The sequence below is a fragment of the Curvibacter sp. T50 genome (assembly GCF_057219955.1).
The window spans coordinates 107536-127049 of record NZ_JBXVVU010000003.1; the positions used below are offsets into that span (position 1 = coordinate 107536).

The window sequence follows — 19514 nt, forward strand, 5'->3', positions numbered from 1 at the left end:
AAATCTTGTCTGGCCGAAACGTGCAGCTTCCGGTTGATCTAGGGCTGGTCGCTTTCACCTGGTGGCTTGCCTACTGGTTGCGCTTCAACCTGGAAACTCCAGACGAGTTCGAGCAGATCATGCTGCAGACTTTGCCTTGGGCGTTGGTTGCCTACGGCTCCAGCCTGTTGGCTTGGCGGCTCTACCGCCATATCTGGCGATACACCAGCTTGGCCGAAGTCACCCGGCTGTTTTACGGTGTCGCGACCGGCGGACTCCTGACGACTGCTGCGGTGTTGATGCTGCGTGTGCCGTACTTTCCTCGTTCTGTCCTGCTGCTCCACCCCATGCTCGTCTTGCTCGCCCTGGTGGGTGTGCGGGCGTTGGCCCGCCTGATGCAAAAGGACGTCGAGTCGGGCGCGGGCGAAGGCAGGCCGTTGCTCCTGGTTGGGACAATTCAGGAGGCTGCTGCCGCGCTGCCGACCTTGCGGGGTGCCCGCCAATGGTCACCAGTCGGGCTGCTCAGTCCCATCCCCGGCGAGCGCGGTCGTTCCATCCAGGGACTTGACGTGCTCGGTCATATCGACGATTTGCCGCGCATCGCCGGCAATTCCAACGCCGCAGCGGCCTTGCTCCTTAGTCCCCCTGGCTCTGACGCCCGCCATCGCGCCTTGATCGGTGCCAGCGACGCGGGATTGCCCTTGCTGACCATGCCTCGGCCGGACGAATGGCTGCGGTCCGAACCCGGTGTGCTGCGCAAAGTGGAGCTTAACGATTTGCTTGGTCGCCCCGCGGTCGCATTGGACGAGCATGGTCTCTCGGACCTGATTGCGGGCCAGACTGTGCTGGTTACCGGTGCGGGTGGATCGATCGGCTCCGAGCTTTGTCGCCAGATCGCCCGATTTGGCGTCTCCCGGTTGGTGTGTGTCGACGTGTCGGAATTCGCGATTTACCAACTGGAACAGGAACTCAGAACGTCACACCCGCAAATGCAGGGCCTGTATTACACCGCCAATGTGCGCGAGGCCGAGCGACTGCTGGCGATTTCGTCGCAACACAAGCCGGCGGTAGTCTTCCATGCGGCTGCCTACAAACATGTGCCGCTGATGGAGGAGCGCAATGAAATTGAAGCGATTCGCACCAATGTTCTGGGCACGTTGAATGCGGCGCGTGTGGCGGGACAGGTTGGCGCGAAGCGATTTGTGCTCATCTCGACCGACAAGGCGGTCAATCCCACCAACGTCATGGGCGCCAGCAAACGCATGGCGGAGCTGGTCGTGCAATCGGTCACACGGGAATTTGCCAATACGCAGTTCGTTGCGGTCCGATTCGGGAACGTGCTGGGTTCAAGTGGCTCGGTGGTGCCGCTTTTTACGGCACAGATCGAACGCGGCGGGCCGGTCACCGTCACGCACCCGGATATCGTTCGCTATTTCATGACCATTCCCGAGGCGGCTCAACTGGTGCTCCAGGCGGGTTTGATGGGTCAGTCAGGGCAAATCTTCGTGCTGGACATGGGTGAACCGGTCCGAATTGTGGAGTTGGCGCGGATGCTGATCCGCCTGTCAGGCAAGACCGAGCAGGAAATTCCTATTGTGTTCACCGGCCTGCGGCCGGGTGAAAAGCTGTATGAGGAGTTGTTGGCTGACGACGAGTCTACTGACCGAACGCCCCACCCCAAACTGCGCATAGCCCGCACCGCGGGCCAGCAGGCTGCAGACCTGGCCGCAGTGATTCGTTGGGTTTCTGCGGCCGGCCCAGCCCCGGAAGCAGCCGAAATCCGGCTGTGGATCAAGGGATACGTCCCGGAATACACGACGAGCGGCTGAACATCGGTGTAATGTGCCCATACCCAACGTAAAAAGGTCACCTTATGCTATTGTTTTCGATAGTTCTTGCCGTAAGGAGCGGATTTCGATCGCCGCGTTCCAGCGCGTCAGCAGTGCTTTCAGCTTCTTCCCGCACTCCCATCTGTCCTCGCACTGATCTGGCAGCGGGCTGATGATGTTGTTGCAAATTCTCGCCTTGATCCTCGACACAGCCACCAGCCTGGTCGGCGGTGCTTGCCTGCTTCGGCTGTTCATGCAGCACCAGCGTGTACCGTTCTCCAATCCTGTGGGGCGATTTGTCTTCGCGGTCAGTGATTGGCTGGTGCTACCGATGCGCAAAATCGTCCCGGCAATCGGTCGCTGGGATACGGCCAGCCTTCTGGCGACGTGGGTGCTCAAACTTGCGCAGATCGTTGTGTTGAGTGTGCTTTCCACGGGAGTCCGCAACGCCCCTGCCTGGCCCATTCTGGCAACTTTGGCGGTTGCCCAGTTGATGATTCTCGCCGCCACGGTATTGCTGATTGCGCACGTGGTGCTTTCCTGGGTACAGCCGCGCACGCCGGTGGCTGATTTGTTGACGCGGCTGGTTGCACCGGTCCTGCATCCGCTGCGGCGGCTTCTTCCGCCGTTGGGAGGCGTGGACCTCTCCCCCCTGTTGGCTGTTCTGCTGTTGCAGATCGGGTCCCTGGTTCTGGACGGCGTCGCCAGATCGCTTGCTGCTTGAGACGGGCCCGGGGTTACGTCGCGTCATCGCCAATGGGTGTCAGCGTCCCTGGGTATTGATCAACGCCCCCCTTATCGGAGCGCAACTGGCGCAATCGCTGAGAGCGCGAAGCGCCGGACAACTCAGTTGGTCAGGACAATACCGCGTCCGCAGGCTGACGCTGTAGCATCGCCAGTATGCGAGCAATCATCGGCCGCAACTCCCGACGGTCGCAGATGAAATCGACCGCGCCTTTTTGTTGAAGAAATTCGGCCCGCTGGAAGCCGTCCGGCAAGGTAACTCGAACCGTCGATTCAATGACGCGCGGCCCGGCGAAACCAATCAGCGCCCTAGGCTCGGCAATGACGACGTCACCGACAAAAGCAAAGCCGGCACTGACACCGCCCATGGTGGGATCCGTCAGTACGCTGACATAGGGAAGCCCTTTTTGAGCAAGGCGGGTCAGAGCTGCGTTGGTCTTGGCCATTTGCATGAGGGAGAGCAGTCCCTCCTGCATACGCGCTCCGCCGGTGGCCGTGAAGCACAGGAACGGGACTTTCTGATCCACCGCCGCTTCCACGCCCCGGACGAATCGTTCGCCGACGACGGATCCCATGCTCCCACCCATAAACTCGAACTCGAAACAGGCGGCCACCAGACTCACCCCCTGCACGGCCCCACCCATGACGATCAGTGCGTCAGTCTCACCGGTGGATTCCAGGGCTTCTTTCAGCCTCTCGGGGTACTTTCGGCTGTCCTTGAACTTGAGAGCATCAACGGGAATGACCTCCTGCCCCAATTCGTAACGCCCCTCGGCATCTAGAAAGGCGTTCAGCCGCGCGCGGGCACCGATGCGGTGGTGGTGCCCACATTGCGGACACACATTCTGGTTGTTCTCCAGATCGTTTCGATAAAGCACCGCTTCGCAGCTGGGGCACTTGATCCATAGCCCCTCGGGAACCGTACGCCGCTCGGCAGGGTCGGTTTTTTGGATTTTCGGGGGCAACAGTTTCTCGAGCCAGCTCATGAAACCTCTCCAGTCAGAAAGAAATACGGATGACCATGGTCAGCGGGGCCTGATTATGCGCCGTCCAACGCCGCCCGGATTGGTCGCAAGAAGCATGTGGCGGCCTCGGCCAGAGATTCAGCCGGTTCGGTTGACAGGATCTGCAGCAGTCGGCTGCCGATGACCACCGCGTCAGACACTTGGCCGATGGCATGGGCGGTTTGGGCATCACGGATGCCAAATCCAACACCGACCGGTATCGATACGAATTGGCGAATTCGGGGCAGGGCCGCTGCGACGCTGCCCACATCCAGCGCGCCAGAGCCGGTCACCCCTTTGAGGGAGACGTAGTAGACGTAGCCGCTGGCAACGGCGGCAACCTGTCCCATTCGTTCGTCCGTGCTGGTCGGCGCCAGCAGAAAAATCAGATCCATGTTGTGGGCGCGCAGCTTGCGAGAAAAAGCGCCGCATTCCTCTGGTGGATAGTCCACGACCAAAACGCCATCAACACCGGCCGCCGCCGCATCCCGGACAAACGAATCGGAGCCATGGACCTGGTCATAGCGTTCCAGCGGGTTGGCATAACCCATCAGCACGACAGGTGTTATGCCGTTGGTCTGGCGGAACTGGGCGACCATGTGCAATACATCCAGCGTGCCGACTCCAAGCGCCAAGGCTTTCTCCCCCGCTGCCTGGATGACGGGGCCGTCGGCAGAAGGATCGCTAAAGGGTATCCCCAGTTCGATAATGTCGGCGCCAGCGTCGACGAGGGCATGCATCAAGTCTGGGGTGCAGTCCCGGTAGGGATAGCCTGCCATGACATAGGGAATCAGTGCCGTTCGTTTTGCCGCCTGCAAAGTGGAAAAGGTTTGGGCGATTCGGCTCATGCCTGGCCTCCGGCAACAGGGATACTCCCCTTCACGGCCTGCCCGCGGCAGCTTGGCCGGCAGTAGAAGTCGGCATGACTCAGATCGGCCACAGTGCCGATGTCCTTGTCGCCCCGCCCCGACAGATTGACCAGGATCGATTGATCGGGACGCATCGTCGAGGCCAGTTTCATGGCGTAGGCAATCGCGTGACTTGACTCCAGTGCCGGAATGATGCCTTCCGTGCGGCACAGGTAGTGAAAAGCGCTCAAGGCTTCGGCGTCGGTGATGCCGACATATTCCGCCCTTCCGATATCCTTCAGCCAGGCATGCTCGGGTCCCACACCGGGATAGTCAAGTCCCGCGCTGACACTGTGGGTCTCGGTGATTTGTCCATTGTCATCTTGAAGGACGTAGGTCCGGTTGCCATGGAGGACACCAGCACTGCCGCGCTGCAGTGAGGCGGAATGCCGTCCGCTGTCCAGCCCTTCGCCGGCCGCTTCGACACCGATCAGCCGGACTTCGTCCAAGCCAATGTAAGGGTAGAAAATCCCCATGGCATTGCTGCCTCCGCCGACGCAGGCAATCACTGCATCCGGTTGTGATGACGTCAGTCCGAGTTTTGCCAGCATGACGGGCATCTGGCTGCGACACTCGGTTCCGATCACACTCTGAAAATCGCGAACCATCATCGGGTAGGGGTGTGGGCCGGCGACGGTCCCGATGATGTAGAAGGTCGTATCGACGTTTGCGACCCAGTCCCGCATGGCTTCATTCAACGCGTCTTTGAGGGTCCGGCTGCCGCTCTCCACCGGTACCACGGTTGCCCCCAGAAGTTTCATGCGGTACACATTGGGGCTTTGGCGCTTGACATCTTCGGCGCCCATGTAAACCACACATTCGAGCCCGTAGCGCGCGCAGATGGTTGCCGTTGCCACACCATGCTGACCGGCACCGGTCTCGGCGATGATGCGCTGCTTTCCCATTCTCCGGGCCAGCATGGCTTGCCCGATGGTGTTGTTGATCTTGTGCGCTCCGGTGTGATTGAGGTCCTCGCGTTTGAGGAATATCTGCGCACCACCCTGTTCGCGGCTCATCCGGGCGGCATGGTAGACAGGTGACGGACGGCCGACGAAATGGCTGAGCTCCGACTGGAACTCTGCGAGGAAGGCCGGATCGTCCTTGAACTGCTCGTATGCCGCCCGCAGCTGATTGATTGCATGGGTCAGTGTCTCACTGACGAAACTGCCGCCGTAGATGCCGAAGTGGCCGGAAGCATCCGGCTTGTCGTAGTGGGTCATAATGGAAACTGGGTCAAACAGCCGAGGCGTCCGCGCTTCGAACTGCCTCGACAAAACGCTGAATGGCAATTGGATCCTTGATGCCTTTGGACGCTTCCACGCCCGAACTGACATCAACGGACAACGATCGCCCCCGGGAGCGGAAAGCCCGGATGCCATCGCCCACGTTTGCAGGTGTGAGTCCACCAGACAAAACGAGGTGAGAGTCGACGCTTGGAGGAACGAGTGACCAATCGAAGGTTTTGCCGCTGCCACCGTACGCGTCAACAAAGGTGTCGAGCAGGATGGCACTGGCTGCTTTGTAATTATTGGCAAATTCTAGCAAGTCAAAGGCCGCGCCATTTTTCTGCGGGATTCGTGCCGCTTTGATCCAGCGACGTGAGGCCAGTTTTGCCAGTTCGGCGCAGCGTTCCGGTGTCTCGTCACCATGAAACTGAACCAATGCGCTGTCGACCAATCTGCACGCCGACATGAACCATTCGTTGGTCGGGTTCACGAACAACAATACCGGCTGTACGAACGCTGGCAAAGGGCGGGCAAGTTCGGCGGCTCTTGCCGGTGCGACAAAACGCGGACTGCGCTCGTAAAGGACGAACCCGATCGTATCGACCCCGGCAATACAAGCGGTCTCAACGTCATGTTCCCGGGTCAGGCCGCAGACTTTGATACGGGTTCTGGTCGGGTAGTCTGGTTTGCTCACGGATTTGGGATCCAGTCGAACGCGGGTGTCCGTTCGGGCAGCCCCCATTGGGGTGCGTAAACCGGGCCCGCAAAATACAGCCCGTCAGGCGGGAACGTGGGGGCTGCGGCATCGCGGTTGCGTGCTGCGAGAACTTCGCCGACCCATTCTGGACTGCGCTGGCCACTGCCGACCGCGATCAGGCAGCCCATGATGTTCCGGATCATGTGATGCAGGAATGCGTCAGCCTGAAACTCAAAGCGCCAATACGCGCCCTGTCGACTGATTCTCGTTGCCGACATGGTCTTGATCGGGCTGGGTGATTGGCAACCACTGGCCCGAAAGGAAGTGAAATCATGTTTGCCAACAAGGTGCATTGCTGCGGCCAACATCGCGTCCCGGTCAAGCGGGCGAAAAACCCACCCGACAAGACCCGATTCCAAAGCTGGGCGAACGGCGGCTTCCTTCAGAACATAGATGTATCGACGAGCCAATGCGCTGGCGCGGGCGTGAAACTGATCGGGGACTGGTTTCGCCCACTCCACCGCAATATCCTTCGGCAGAAAGGCATTCGTTCCCCGGACCCATGAGAAACTGTCACGCGAAACGGGCGAATCCAGGTGAACTACCTGCATCAGCGCATGGACTCCCGCATCGGTTCTTCCGGCGCAGTTGACGCGCATCGAGCTTCCGACGAAAAGCGTCAACGCTGTTTCCAGCCGATCCTGGATGGTCAAGCCCGAAGGCTGGCTCTGCCAGCCCTGATAGGCTCCACCGTGGTAGGAAATACCCAGCGCGATACGCGCCACGGAGTCAGCCACTGCTGGCGAGCACCCGTCGATATTCAACCTAAGTCTGCGAGGAAGCGCTGGGCTTTGGCCTTCACCGAGCCACTTGACTCGGCAATGACCTCACGCACCAGTGCCTTGGCCGCGTCGGTGTCCCCTATCGCGTGGAACTCTTGGGCAAGTGACAGTTTGGTCTCCATGGCATCGCCACCGATATCAATTGGCGTGGTTGGCGCGGCTGCGGCAGGGGCGCGAGTCGGCGCAGTGGTCGGAGCGACCGCCTCTGACGCCGGTGAATCAAGGTCCAAAGACAAACCGCCCAAGTCAAACTCGAGCATGCCATCATTGGTCGAGGTTGCAGGAGCCGGCTTCGACGGAGGGGCGGAGGCGACCCCAAGATCGGGGATCTCAATGGAGTTGCCAATGTCCAGCGATCCGACATCAGCAACAGCCAGCGGTTGGATGGCCTGTACATTCAGGCTGACCGTCGGCGGCTGTTCGCTGCGGACAGGAGCTTCCGACGCCGCGAACGAATGCTCACCTGAGAAATCAAGGTCGCCCAGGTCGAGGTCAATTGAATCATTGGTCGTTGCAATCGGCTGCGTTTGCACTGCGACTGGAATGGTGCTGGACGCAAACGAAGATTCAACGTCCACGGCAGTCTCTGCGGGCCCAACCGGTTTGCCTCCTGGACGATACAGCGGGTTGGATGAATCGACTTCCAGCCCCAAGGCCGCAATACGTTCCCAGTCTGGCCCCGTGCCATTGGTGCTCTTGTAGACATCGACTGCGAGGGCTTCGAAGGCCTTGAGGTCGCGGCGTTTCGCGTAAATGTCCAGCAACTTCCCGTGAATAGCCAATCGTGTCGGGTGCAGCTTGAGCGCTTCTTTCAGGATTTCCTCAGCCTGCAGGTCTCTGCCGTAGGCGAGGTAGACATCGGCTTCAGCGACTGGGTCCACATCCCCCGCAGCGTCCAATTGGCTGGGGGAATAGGCCATTGAGGAGGCGGCCGTTGCTGCCTCGTTGGTGTCAATGCGTTGCCCGCCACTGGAGCCGAAAAAAGAGTCAGGTTGGAGACGGCTTTCGAGGAATGAACTGTCGACGGCACCGGTTTTCCTGGTTTGTCGCCAGCGGTAAAAACCGAAACCGCCAAGCAAAGCGATGAGCCCACCGCCCAAAGGTGCCAAGAAGGGGTTGTCAAGCAGACTCTCGAGGAAAGTCGGCTCTGGCGGAGGGGGTGGGGGCGGCGGCGCGGGTTTCTTGATCGGGGCTGGAGCCGGCGCAGAAGCAGCCGGGGCGGGCGCTGCAGATGTGGGCGTCCCTGTGGCAATACTGGAGGACGTGCTGGTCGCCGACGATGCAAGAGCCGTGGGTGTAACGGACGGGGTTCCGGCGTTCAGGCCGGTAGTTGCAGTTGCTGCCGCAGTCGTCGCCGCCGGGGTCGAAGCGGCGCCGACAGCTACCGAAGCTGCGGCACTGGCCTTCGGTGCGGCAACTGAGGCTGCCGGTGCAGCCGGAGTGCTGGCCGATGCGGCGGATGCCGGCTTCGAAACCGCAACAGCCGAAGCGGCGGGTGTGGGAGAAGATGCTCCCGCAATAGCGGGTTTGCTCGCCGGGGCCGCTGCTGGAACGGCCGCGGCCAAGGGTACCGCCGGACCTTTCCCGGCCGACGCAGGGCCCGAGGCCGAAGGCGAAGCGGCAGTGGCAGTGGAGGCCTTCAGTCGGGACAGTTCACCAATGTTCCGATTCAGTTCGGCCGCACGTTCGCTGGCTTCTTTGGCCTGTCGGGCACTGGCAATTTCGGCCTCTGCACTTTTGCCTTGAACATTGCCTTTGGAGAGCGTCAGCTTGTCCGCAGCGGGGGCTACCGATTTCTTGTCGTCGACCTGAGTTTGCACCGCCCCTGCCGCAGTGCGGGCTGCGGCCTCAACCGCTGTTACCGGTGTGCGCTCGGCCAACGTTCGCCGGAAATCATTGAAGCTACGTGCTTGAAGGCTGACTGTGCGCCTTGCCTCGGACGTTTGTATCGCAGTGACCTGTTCACTGGAAGGTACATCCAGTACTGCGCCCGCCCGGATACGGTTGACATTGCCACCTATGAATGCCTGCGGATTGGCTCGCAGCAGCGCTACCAGCATCTGGTCGAGCGACGCGCCCTCCGGCTTGACTCGCGCTGCAATCTTCCCGGCGGTGTCGCCGCGGTTGACCGTCACAGTGCTCTCAGTGGCTGAAGCACCCGCTTTCGGTTTGTCGTTTTCTGCCTTTTTCGTAGCACTCGCTGCGCCAGCGATCGGGCGCGCCGCAGTGGTTGTCTGAGGCGCAGTCTGCGTCAGGGAGGATGGTGTTGCCACTGCGGGCGTTTGCCCCGTTACGGCTGTCGTCGACAGATCGGACCCGGATTGTCGGGCCGCTGGCGGATCAATCAGCAAGGTGTAGTCCCGCACGATACGGCCGGTCGCCCACGTCGACTCAAGGATCAGATCGACGAATGGCTCGTTGACCGGACGCTCACTTTGGACCCGAATGAACCAGCGCCCATCAGAGCGGCGTGCCAGACTGGTTTGTGTATTGGCCAGGGCACTGTTGAAATCCACGCCGGCCGCCCGGAAAGCACTTGCAGCAGCAATACCGACTTTCAGAGAAGAGGCTTCTTCATCACTGATCTGTGTAATCTCGACCTCGGCACGCAGCGGCTCGCCCAAGGAGGAGAGGACACGCGCCTGCCCCAGCGCAAGGGCTTGAGCTCCGGTGGACAGCGCAGCCAGCGAGCAGGCCAGCGCGATCGCGTGGAGGGACCACGGGTTCCGTAGTCTGAAGGGTTCGAAATCCGCCCCTGCCTCCGTGGTCATTGTTTGTGAATTCATTTTTTGGAGCAAACGCCTTACCGCAATATCTGGATTCAGATATTTGACATTAACATCAATGCCTTGGCGTGACAAGCTGAGGTGAGTTTTCAATCTGCCCAGTCATCGCTTGCCCGCTTTCGGCAAGGGGCGTTGTTGCCTTGCGGCAACGGGCTGTCACCCCCTGTTACGCGGCGACAGCCCGCTGCAGGGGGCGGCGGGTTGTTCAAGCGTCCAGCAGGATACGCAGCATCCGACGCAGCGGCTCGGCGGCGCCCCAGAGCAATTGGTCGCCGATGGTGAAGGCGCCGACATACTCCGGCCCCATCGCCAGCTTGCGGATGCGGCCCACCGGGATGGTCATCGTGCCGGTCACAGCGACTGGCGTCAGGTCATGGATGGTGGCTTCGCGCGTGTTCGGGACGACTTTGGCCCACGGGTTGTCGGCGGCGATCATGGCCTCGATATCGGCCGCCGGCACATCCTTCTTCAGCTTGAAGGTCAGGGCCTGGCTGTGGCAGCGCATCGCGCCCACGCGGACGCAGAAACCATCCACCGGAATGGCAGGGGTACCGAAGCCTTCGCCCATGCCGAGGATCTTGTTGGTTTCGGCCATGCCCTTCCACTCTTCTTTGGACATGCCGTTGCCCAGATCCTTGTCGATCCAGGGAATCAGGCTGCCGCCGAGCGGCACGCCGAAGTTGGCGGTCTCGGCGCCGGACAGGCTGCGCTGCCTGGCGATCACCTTCCGGTCAATTTCCAGAATGGCGCTCTTCGGGTCGTCCAGCAGCGCCTTCACCTCGGCGTTCAAGGTGCCGTACTGCGTCAGGAGCTCGCGCATGTGCTGCGCACCACCGCCGGAAGCGGCCTGGTAGGTCTGGGTGGACATCCATTCAACCAGGCCAGCCTTGTACAGCGCGCCCACACCCATCAGCATGCAGGAGACGGTGCAGTTGCCGCCGATCCATTCCTTGCCGCCTTTGGTGAGGGCATTCTTGATGACCGGCATGTTGACCGGGTCCAGGATGATGACGGCGTCCTTGTGCATGCGAAGGGCCGACGCGGCGTCGATCCAGTGGCCCGTCCAGCCGGCGGCGCGCAGCTTGGGGTAGACCTCGTTGGTGTAGTCCCCGCCCTGGCAGGTGATGATGATCTCGCAGCGCTTGAGTGCGTTGATGTTGTTCGCGTCCTGCAGCGTGGTTTCGTTCTTCGCCATCGCCGGGGCCTTGCCACCGGCGTTGGAGGTGGAGAAGAACAACGGCTCGATCAGGTCGAAGTCTTTTTCCTCGACCATGCGATCCATCAACACCGAGCCGACCATGCCGCGCCAGCCGACCAGACCTACCAACTTGCTCATTTCAAACGCCCTTTCAGAAGATAAACAGTGCCAGACCAGACTGTTTTCCCGGCTCGTCAGGCCGGGGAGGGCGCACGACGAACCAGGCCGGATCAGCCCTTAATGGTCGTGGTTTTGGTGGAGATTGCGCGCACAGCCACACCGGCCATGGCGGCGGGTGCTGGATTCAGGGTGAACAGGCAGGCGGCAAACATGGGCAGGATTTTAGCGCATGGAGCCTTTGGCAAGGCTTACAACGACGAACCCAGGGTGTTGGGCCTGTGCGCAGCGTGCAACAATCAATCGGCACGGCCGTTTCTGCCTGCGCCTGCTGCGTCGGGTCAGCCCAAAGCCTTCACCACCGCGTCGCCCATCTGGGCTGTACTGACTTGGGTTGTGCCCTCGCTCCAAATGTCCGGGGTGCGCAGCCCTTGGGCGAGCACCTTCTGCACAGCCGCTTCAATGCGCTGGGCGGCTTCCTCCTGGTTCAGGCTGAAACGCAGCATCATGGCGGCCGACAGGATGGTGGCAAGCGGGTTGGCGATGCCCTTGCCGGCGATGTCGGGCGCGCTGCCGTGGCTGGGTTCGTACAGGCCCTGGTTCCTGCTGTTCAGGCTGGCCGACGGCAACATGCCGATGGAGCCGGTCAGCATGGAGGCTTCGTCCGACAGGATGTCACCGAACATGTTGCCGGTGACCACGACGTCAAATGCCTTCGGCTTCTTGACCAGTTGCATGGCCGCGTTGTCGACGTACATGTGCTCCAGATGGACGTCCGGGTACTGGGCATGCACCTCGGTCACGACATCCTTCCAGAACTGGAAGGTCTCCAGCACATTGGCTTTGTCGACGCTGGTGACTTTTTTGTTGCGCTTGCGTGCCGCCTGGAAGGCGACATGGGCGATGCGCTCGATCTCCGGCTTGCTGTAGCGCATGGTGTCGAAGGCTTCCTCGGCGCCCGGGAAATGACCGTCCACCGCGGTGCGGCGGCCGCGGGGTTGGCCGAAGTAGATGTCGCCGGTCAACTCGCGGATGATCAGGATGTCCAGGCCGGCGATCAATTCGGGTTTGAGGCTGGATGCGCCCACCAGCTGTTCGTAACAGATGGCCGGGCGGAAATTGGCGAACAGGCCGAGGTTCTTGCGCAGGCCCAGGATGGCCTGCTCCGGGCGCAGGGGGCGGTCCAGCTTGTCGTATTTCCAGTCGCCCACGGCGCCGAACAGCACCGCGTCGGCTGCCTTGGCCAGATTGAGGGTCGATTCGGGCAGGGGATGGCCGTGCGCCTCGTAGGCGGCGCCGCCGACCAGGGCGGATTCGGTTTCGAAACGCAGGTCCAGTGCATTCAGGACCTTGACCGCTTCCGCGACAATTTCGGTGCCGATGCCGTCACCCGGGAGAATTGCGATTTTCATGAAAAGTATCTATTTGATAGCGAAAAGTGACCTTCTCACGCTGGGTATTGGCACTTTTTGCTTGAAGAATGGCCGAAAGTCGGTTCAAAAGGTCGCGGTATGGGCCAGCCAAGGTTTGGTGGCAAGACGTTCTGTCTCAAAGGCCTTGATTTTGTCGGCGTGGCGTAGTGTCAGCCCGATGTCGTCCAGGCCGTTGAGCAGGCAGTAGCGGCGGAAGGGCTGGACCTCGAAAGGAATTTCTTCACCCTGCGATTGAATGACCAACTGGCGTTCGAGGTCAATTGTGAGCTGGTACCCCGGGAAGGCATGAACATCGTCGAACAGTCGGGCGATGGTGGCCTCGGGCAGGACAATGGGCAAAAGGCCGTTCTTGAAGCAGTTGTTGAAGAAAATGTCAGCAAAGCTGGGCGCCAGGATGGCGCGGAAGCCGTATTGGTCGATGGCCCACGGTGCGTGTTCGCGGCTGGAGCCACAGCCGAAATTCTTGCGTGCCAGCAAAATCGAGGCGCCCTGGTAGCGCGGCTGGTTGAGGACAAAATCCGCATTGGGGCGCCGTGAGGCGGGATCCTGACCCGGGAAGCCAGCATCGTGGTAGCGCCATTCATCAAAGAGATTGGGGCCGAAACCGGTCTTGCGGATGGATTTCAGGAACTGTTTGGGAATGATGGCGTCGGTGTCGACATTCTCGCGGTCCATGGGCGCCACCAAGCCCTGGTGCACGGTAAAGGTTCTCATCGGTTCACTTCTTTCTGGCGGCGTCTTCGAGCTTCTCGCCGGCCTTTTGAATGTCCTGTCCGACCCCCTTGACCGTGTTGCAACCGGCCAGCAACGTGATGGTGGCAAGGGCAAGAATGGCAACGATCCTGTTCATGGCAACACTCCTTCAGGTGAATTGACGGATATCGACAAAATGGCCGTGCACGGCAGCGGCAGCGGCCATGGCCGGGGAGACCAGATGGGTTCGTCCGCCCGCGCCCTGGCGGCCTTCGAAGTTTCGGTTGCTCGTCGAGGCGCATCGTTCGCCGGGCTCCAGGCGGTCGGCGTTCATGGCCAGGCACATCGAACAACCGGGCTCGCGCCACTCGAAACCTGCGGCTTTGAAGACTGTATCCAGACCCTCTCGCTCGGCTTGTTCTTTCACCAGACCGGAGCCAGGGACGACCAGTGCCAGTTTGACATTGCGTGCGACTTTGCGGCCCAGTTTTCGCACCACGGCCGCGGCTTCGCGCATGTCTTCAATGCGGCTGTTGGTGCAGGAGCCGATGAATACCTTGTCGACGGCAATGTCGTTGAGGGGTTTTCCCGGCTGCAGGCCCATGTAGGTCAGCGCCCGCTCCATCGCACCACGCTTGTTGGCGTCTTTTTCTTTGTCTGGGTCGGGGACCCGGTCGTCGATACCCAGAACCATCTCGGGCGAGGTTCCCCAGGTGACCTGCGGCACGATCTGCGATGCGTCCAACTCGACCAGGGCGTCGAAGCGCGCGTCGGCATCGGAATGCAGTGTTTTCCAGTAGGCGACAGCCTGGTCCCATTCCACCCCGGTGGGCGACAGCAAACGGCCGCGCACGTAGTCGATGGTCTTTTCGTCCACTGCAACCAAGCCGGCCCGGGCGCCGGCTTCGATGGCCATGTTGCAGACCGTCATGCGTCCTTCCATGGACAAGGCGCGAATGGCCGCACCGCCAAACTCGATGGTGTAGCCGGTGCCGCCGGCGGTGCCAATCTTGCCGATGATGGCCAGAACGATGTCTTTTGCGGTAACGCCGGGCGATGTCTGGCCCTCAACGCGAACCAGCATGTTCTTCGCCTTCTTGGCCAGCAGGGTTTGCGAGGCGAGTACGTGCTCCACCTCGCTGGTACCGATGCCGTGGGCCAGTGCGCCGAACGCGCCGTGGGTGGAGGTGTGGCTGTCACCGCAGACGACCGTCATGCCGGGCAGGGTGGCCCCGTTCTCCGGTCCGATGACATGCACGATACCCTGGCGTTTGTTGAGGAACGGGAAAAACGCCGCAGCACCGAATTCCCGGATATTGGTGTCCAGCGTCGTGACCTGTTCCTTGCTGATGGGGTCGGAAATGCCGTCGTAGCCGAGTTCCCACCCGGTCGTGGGCGTGTTGTGATCTGCCGTCGCCACCACGGAGCTGACACGCCAGACTTTGCGTCCGGCCTGACGCAGCCCCTCAAAAGCCTGGGGGCTGGTGACCTCGTGGACGAGGTGACGATCAATGTAGAGGATCGCGGTGCCATCCTCCTCCGTGTGAACGACGTGTTCGTCCCAGATTTTTTCGTAGAGGGTGCGTCCCATTCTGGTTTCCTTGCTGTGGAGCGAATTTTATTCGCCGCCGGGTTTCAGACGCTCCTCCGGGGCTGTGGCGTATTCCCGGGGGGGCGTATCTTTGTGGGGGCGGCGACCGCGCATCGCCATTTTCCAACAAGTTTTGGCGAAAAAGGGCAATACCCAGCGATATATGGTCGTTTATCGCTATATTTAATATAGCTATCGATGAGCCCGTACCAAGAAAAAACCCGCCGGGAGAGACCGGCGGGTGGGTCATAGCGGTGGCAAACCGGCTTACAGCGGTTTGACGTCGCGACGGGGCGAGCCGGTGAACAGCTGACGCGGACGGCCGATTTTGTATTCCGGATCGGCGATCATTTCATTGAGCTGGGCAATCCAGCCCACCGTGCGGGCCAGCGCGAAGATGCCGGTGAACAAGTTGACCGGGATACCAATCGCACGTTGAACAATGCCGGAATAGAAGTCTACGTTCGGGTAGAGCTTGCGCTGGACGAAATAGTCATCTTCCAGGGCGATCTTCTCCAGCTCTTTGGCCAGTTTGAACAGCGGGTCGTTTTCAAGGCCCAGTTCACTCAGCACTTCATTGCAGGTTTCTTGCATGAGTTTGGCGCGGGGGTCGTAGTTCTTGTAGACCCGGTGCCCGAAGCCCATCAGTTTGACGCCGGAGTTCTTGTCCTTGACCTTCTCCATGAACTCGCCGACTTTGGCAACGCCGCCATTGCGCTGGATGTCTTCGAGCATATTCAGGCAGGCCTCGTTGGCGCCGCCGTGGGCGGGGCCCCACAGACAGGCCACGCCCGCGGCGATGGCCGCAAACGGGTTGGTGCCGGAAGAGCCGCACAGGCGAACCGTCGAGGTCGAAGCATTCTGTTCGTGATCGGCGTGCAGGATGAAAATGCGGTCCATGGCCTTTTCCAGGACCGGATTGACCTTGTATTCTTCGCACGGAGTGCCGAACATCATGCGCAGGAAGTTGCCGGCGTAGCTCAGGTCATTCTTCGGGTACATGAAAGGCTGGCCTACCCCGTATTTGTAGGCCATGGCCACCAGGGTCGGCATCTTGGAAATGAGGCGGATTGCCGCAATTTCCCGATGCTCGGGGTTATTGATGTCCGTGCTGTCGTGATAGAAGGCCGACAGGGCGCCGACCAGGCCGGTCAGCACCGCCATCGGGTGGGCGTCCCGGCGGAAGCCGCGCAGGAAGAACTGCATCTGCTCGTTGACCATTGTGTGATTGAGCACGCGCTTGTGGAAGTCGTCGCGTTGGCCCTTGTTGGGCAGTTCGCCCTTGAGCAGAAGGTAGCAGGTATCCAGGTAGTCGCAGTGGGTGGCCAACTGCTCGATCGGGTATCCGCGATACAGCAACTCGCCTTTGTCGCCGTCGATGTAGGTGATGGTCGACTGGCACGAAGCGGTCGACAGGAAACCGGGGTCGTAGGTGAACATGCCGGTCTGCGCGTACAGCTTGCGGATGTCGATGACGTCCGGGCCGATGGTGCCTTGGTAGACAGGCATCTCGACACTGGGGCTGCCGTTGCTGAACGACAGGGTGGCTTTGTTGTCAGCGAGTTTCATTTCATGGTTTCCTTAGGTTAAGCCTCTTACCGGTCGACCGCCGCTTTGATACCTTTCGGCATCAGCCGCGCAGCATCGCCAATACGTCCTTTGCCGAAGCCGACTGCGCCGAATCGGAAGGCGCCGTTCGGCCCAGCAACAAGTCCAGGAGATCGTTGTCGGACAAGTCCATCAGTTCGGTCAATCCCTGCGCCTGCTCCGCGGTCAAGCCAGATTCATGCCTGGCAAAGAACCGTTCAATGAACAGATCGTTCTCCAGCAGGCCGCGGCGACAACGCCAGCGAAGCTTGCTCAGGGCGCGTTCGTCCAGCAGGATCTGACCGGATTCACTGGGCATTGCTGCAATTCCGTCAGACGGCCCGCCGGACCATCAACTCCTTGATCTTGCCAATCGCCTTGGTCGGGTTCAGCCCCTTGGGGCAGACGTCGACACAGTTCATGATGGTGTGGCACCGGAACAGGCGATAGGGATCCTCCAGGTTGTCCAGCCGCTCTCCGGTAGCCTGGTCGCGGCTGTCGGCAATAAAACGGTAGGCCTGCAGCAATCCGGCCGGGCCGACAAACTTGTCTGGGTTCCACCAGAAGCTGGGGCAGCTGGTCGAACAACTGGCGCAGAGGATGCACTCATACAGCCCGTTGAGCTCATCACGTTCTTCCGGCGACTGCAGACGCTCGCGTTCCGGCGCCGGGGTGGTGTTGATCAAGTAGGGTTTGACACTGTGGTATTGCTTGAAAAACAGCGTCATGTCGACGATCAGGTCACGTACCACCGGCAGGCCTGGCAGCGGTTTGAGAACAATCTCGCCTTTGAGTGTGTTCAGGTTGGTCAGGCAGGCGAGGCCGTTTTTGCCGTTGATGTTCATCGCATCAGATCCACACACCCCTTCGCGACAGGAGCGGCGGAATGACAGTGTCGGATCGACAGCCTTGAGTTTGACCAGGGCGTCCAGCAACATGCGCTCGGTGCCATCCAGCTCGACCTGAAGGGTTTGCATGTAAGGCTTGGCGTCCTTGTCCGGATCGTAGCGGTAGATCTTGAATGTGCGTTGTGCCATTTTCAGGTTCCTTTTGGTCGCGCGAGCCGGTCAGAAAGTACGGGGCTTGGGAGGGACAGTCTCCACTGTCAGTGGCTGGGTGCGCACCGCCTTGTAATCGAGGCGATTGCCATCCGTGAACCACAGGGTGTGTTTCATCCACTCGGCATCGTTGCGGCCCAGCGGGCAGGTCGGGTGCGTGACGTCGTGTTCGTAGTCGCGCACCAGATGGGCGCCGCGGCACTCCTTGCGGGCTGCCGCACTGGTCATGGTGGCTTGGGCAGCCTCCATCAGGTTCTCAACTTCCAGGGCCTCGATTCGCGCCGTATTGAAGACCTTGGAGTTATCCTTGAGGCCAATCCGGTTGACCCGATCGCGCAATGCATTGATCTTGGTCACGCCCTCATCCATGGATTCCTGGCTTCGGAACACCCCGGCGTGCGTCTGCATGATGGAACGCATGTCATTGGCGACGTCCTGGGAATACTCACCATCCTTGCAGCTGTCGAGGCGGCTCAGACGTGCGAGGGTGCGATCGGTGGCATCTGCGGGCAGGGGCTTGTGTTCCTGCTTGGGATTGACGTTGGCAACGATGTGGTTTCCAGCGGCCTTGCCGAAAACCAGCAGGTCCAGCAGGGAGTTGGTGCCCAGGCGGTTGGCACCGTGCACCGACACGCAGGAGCATTCGCCCACCGCATACAGGCCGTTGATCGGTCGGTCCTGTCCGTGGACTGTTTCGACAACCTGGCCATTGATGTTGGTCGGGATGCCGCCCATCTGGTAGTGGATGGTCGGTACCACCGGGATGGGCTCGCGCGTGATGTCAACGTTGGCGAAATTGACGCCAATTTCGTACACCGAGGGAAGCCGCTTGTGGATGGTTTCGGCGCCCAGGTGGTCCAGCTTCATGTGGATGTAGTCCTTGTTCGGCCCGCAGCCACGCCCTTCCAGGATTTCCTGGCCCATGCAACGCGAAACAAAGTCGCGGGGAGCCAGGTCTTTCAGGGTCGGGGCATAGCGTTCCATGAAACGTTCGCCGTTGCTGTTGAGCAAAATCGCGCCTTCGCCCCGGCAACCTTCCGTCAGCAAGACGCCCGCTCCTGCGACACCGGTGGGGTGAAACTGCCAGAATTCCATGTCCTGCAGGGCGATGCCTGCGCGGGCAGCCATGCCCAGACCGTCACCGGTGTTGATGAAGGCGTTGGTTGAGGACTGATAGATCCGGCCGGCGCCCCCGGTGGCGAGCAAAACGGTCTTTGCCTCAAGGACGTACAGGTCGCCGGTTTCCATCTCCAGTGCGGATACGCCGACGCAATCACCCGAGGCATCCCGGATCAGATCCAGCGCCATCCATTCGACGAAAAAAGTCGTTCGGGCGGACACATTGGCCTGGTATAAGGTGTGCAGCATGGCATGACCGGTACGGTCGGCTGCAGCGCAAGCCCTCTGCACGGGCTTTTCGCCGAAATTGGCGGTGTGACCACCGAACGGCCGCTGGTAGATCGTGCCGTCCGGATTCCGGTCGAAGGGCATGCCCATGTGCTCCAGGTCGTACACGACCTTGGGAGCTTCACGGCACATGAACTCGATGGCATCCTGATCGCCAAGCCAGTCGGAACCCTTGACGGTATCGTAGAAGTGGAACTCCCAGCTATCTTCGCTCATGTTGCCGAGCGAAGCCGAGACGCCGCCTTGTGCAGCGACCGTGTGCGACCGGGTGGGAAAGACTTTTGAAAGCACGGCCACGTTCAGTCCGGCGCGGGCCAGTTGCAGCGAAGCGCGCATGCCAGAGCCGCCGGCGCCGACGATCACCACGTCAAAACGCCGCCGGGCAATATCTTTTTTTGTATAGCTCATGGTTCTA

General features: G+C 60.7%; 17 protein-coding genes. 2 read left to right on the plus strand and 15 right to left on the minus strand.

The features are described from left to right. The first annotated feature begins 5 nt into the window (after positions 1 to 5). Both AC2EBU_RS12130 and AC2EBU_RS12135 read left to right on the plus strand, forming a co-directional pair. Positions 6 to 1808, plus strand: coding sequence for a polysaccharide biosynthesis protein (locus AC2EBU_RS12130; protein WP_484610685.1), 1803 nt, complete (start codon positions 6 to 8; stop codon positions 1806 to 1808). A 172-nt stretch (positions 1809 to 1980) separates the two neighbouring features. Next, positions 1981 to 2532, plus strand: a complete 552-nt coding sequence (locus tag AC2EBU_RS12135; RefSeq protein ID WP_484610686.1) for a YggT family protein — start codon at positions 1981 to 1983, stop codon at positions 2530 to 2532. 130 nt (positions 2533 to 2662) lie between these two features. Here AC2EBU_RS12135 and accD read toward each other — a convergent pair whose 3' ends face one another. From accD to sdhA, 15 genes are all read right to left on the minus strand, one after another. Continuing rightward, positions 2663 to 3538, minus strand: a complete 876-nt coding sequence (gene accD / locus AC2EBU_RS12140) for an acetyl-CoA carboxylase, carboxyltransferase subunit beta (protein WP_484610687.1) — start codon at positions 3536 to 3538, stop codon at positions 2663 to 2665. Positions 3539 to 3591: 53 nt separating this feature from the next. Next, positions 3592 to 4404 (minus strand): tryptophan synthase subunit alpha, encoded by an 813-nt coding sequence (gene trpA, locus AC2EBU_RS12145; RefSeq protein WP_484610688.1) that lies wholly within the window; start codon positions 4402 to 4404, stop codon positions 3592 to 3594. After that, the gene (gene trpB / locus AC2EBU_RS12150; protein WP_484610689.1) at positions 4401 to 5684 is read right to left on the minus strand and encodes a tryptophan synthase subunit beta; all 1284 of its coding nucleotides are present in this window, start codon (positions 5682 to 5684) and stop codon (positions 4401 to 4403) included. Before trpB ends, trpA begins: the two co-directional genes overlap by 4 nt. A gap of 13 nt (positions 5685 to 5697) precedes the next feature. After that, positions 5698 to 6384 carry a phosphoribosylanthranilate isomerase gene (locus AC2EBU_RS12155; protein ID WP_484610690.1) on the minus strand — a complete coding sequence of 229 codons (687 nt, stop codon included), beginning with the start codon at positions 6382 to 6384 and terminating at the stop codon, positions 5698 to 5700. After that, on the minus strand, positions 6381 to 7172 hold the full coding sequence (gene truA, locus AC2EBU_RS12160) for a tRNA pseudouridine(38-40) synthase TruA (protein ID WP_484610691.1): 792 nt from the start codon (positions 7170 to 7172) through the stop codon (positions 6381 to 6383). Before truA ends, AC2EBU_RS12155 begins: the two co-directional genes overlap by 4 nt. A gap of 35 nt (positions 7173 to 7207) precedes the next feature. Next, entirely contained in the window at positions 7208 to 10108 is a 2901-nt protein-coding gene (locus AC2EBU_RS12165; RefSeq protein ID WP_484610692.1) for a FimV/HubP family polar landmark protein, read from the minus strand. Between the two features lie 112 nt (positions 10109 to 10220). Beyond that, on the minus strand, positions 10221 to 11351 hold the full coding sequence (gene asd / locus AC2EBU_RS12170; protein ID WP_484610693.1) for an aspartate-semialdehyde dehydrogenase: 1131 nt from the start codon (positions 11349 to 11351) through the stop codon (positions 10221 to 10223). 320 nt (positions 11352 to 11671) lie between these two features. Continuing rightward, positions 11672 to 12742 carry a 3-isopropylmalate dehydrogenase gene (gene leuB, locus AC2EBU_RS12175; protein ID WP_484610694.1) on the minus strand — a complete coding sequence of 357 codons (1071 nt, stop codon included), beginning with the start codon at positions 12740 to 12742 and terminating at the stop codon, positions 11672 to 11674. Positions 12743 to 12826: 84 nt separating this feature from the next. After that, a complete protein-coding gene (leuD, locus tag AC2EBU_RS12180; RefSeq protein ID WP_484610695.1) occupies positions 12827 to 13477 on the minus strand; it encodes a 3-isopropylmalate dehydratase small subunit in 651 nt (216 codons plus the stop codon). Positions 13478 to 13481: 4 nt separating this feature from the next. Next, on the minus strand, positions 13482 to 13613 hold the full coding sequence (locus AC2EBU_RS12185; protein ID WP_484610696.1) for an entericidin A/B family lipoprotein: 132 nt from the start codon (positions 13611 to 13613) through the stop codon (positions 13482 to 13484). A gap of 12 nt (positions 13614 to 13625) precedes the next feature. Continuing rightward, on the minus strand, positions 13626 to 15047 hold the full coding sequence (gene leuC / locus AC2EBU_RS12190; RefSeq protein WP_484610697.1) for a 3-isopropylmalate dehydratase large subunit: 1422 nt from the start codon (positions 15045 to 15047) through the stop codon (positions 13626 to 13628). Positions 15048 to 15314: 267 nt separating this feature from the next. Further along, a complete protein-coding gene (gltA, locus tag AC2EBU_RS12195; protein ID WP_484610698.1) occupies positions 15315 to 16616 on the minus strand; it encodes a citrate synthase in 1302 nt (433 codons plus the stop codon). A 61-nt stretch (positions 16617 to 16677) separates the two neighbouring features. Continuing rightward, the gene (locus AC2EBU_RS12200) at positions 16678 to 16953 is read right to left on the minus strand and encodes an FAD assembly factor SdhE (RefSeq protein WP_484610699.1); all 276 of its coding nucleotides are present in this window, start codon (positions 16951 to 16953) and stop codon (positions 16678 to 16680) included. A gap of 13 nt (positions 16954 to 16966) precedes the next feature. After that, positions 16967 to 17671 carry a succinate dehydrogenase iron-sulfur subunit gene (locus tag AC2EBU_RS12205; RefSeq protein WP_484610700.1) on the minus strand — a complete coding sequence of 235 codons (705 nt, stop codon included), beginning with the start codon at positions 17669 to 17671 and terminating at the stop codon, positions 16967 to 16969. Between the two features lie 30 nt (positions 17672 to 17701). Beyond that, the gene (gene sdhA / locus AC2EBU_RS12210) at positions 17702 to 19507 is read right to left on the minus strand and encodes a succinate dehydrogenase flavoprotein subunit (RefSeq protein ID WP_484610701.1); all 1806 of its coding nucleotides are present in this window, start codon (positions 19505 to 19507) and stop codon (positions 17702 to 17704) included. Positions 19508 to 19514: the final 7 nt, after the last annotated feature.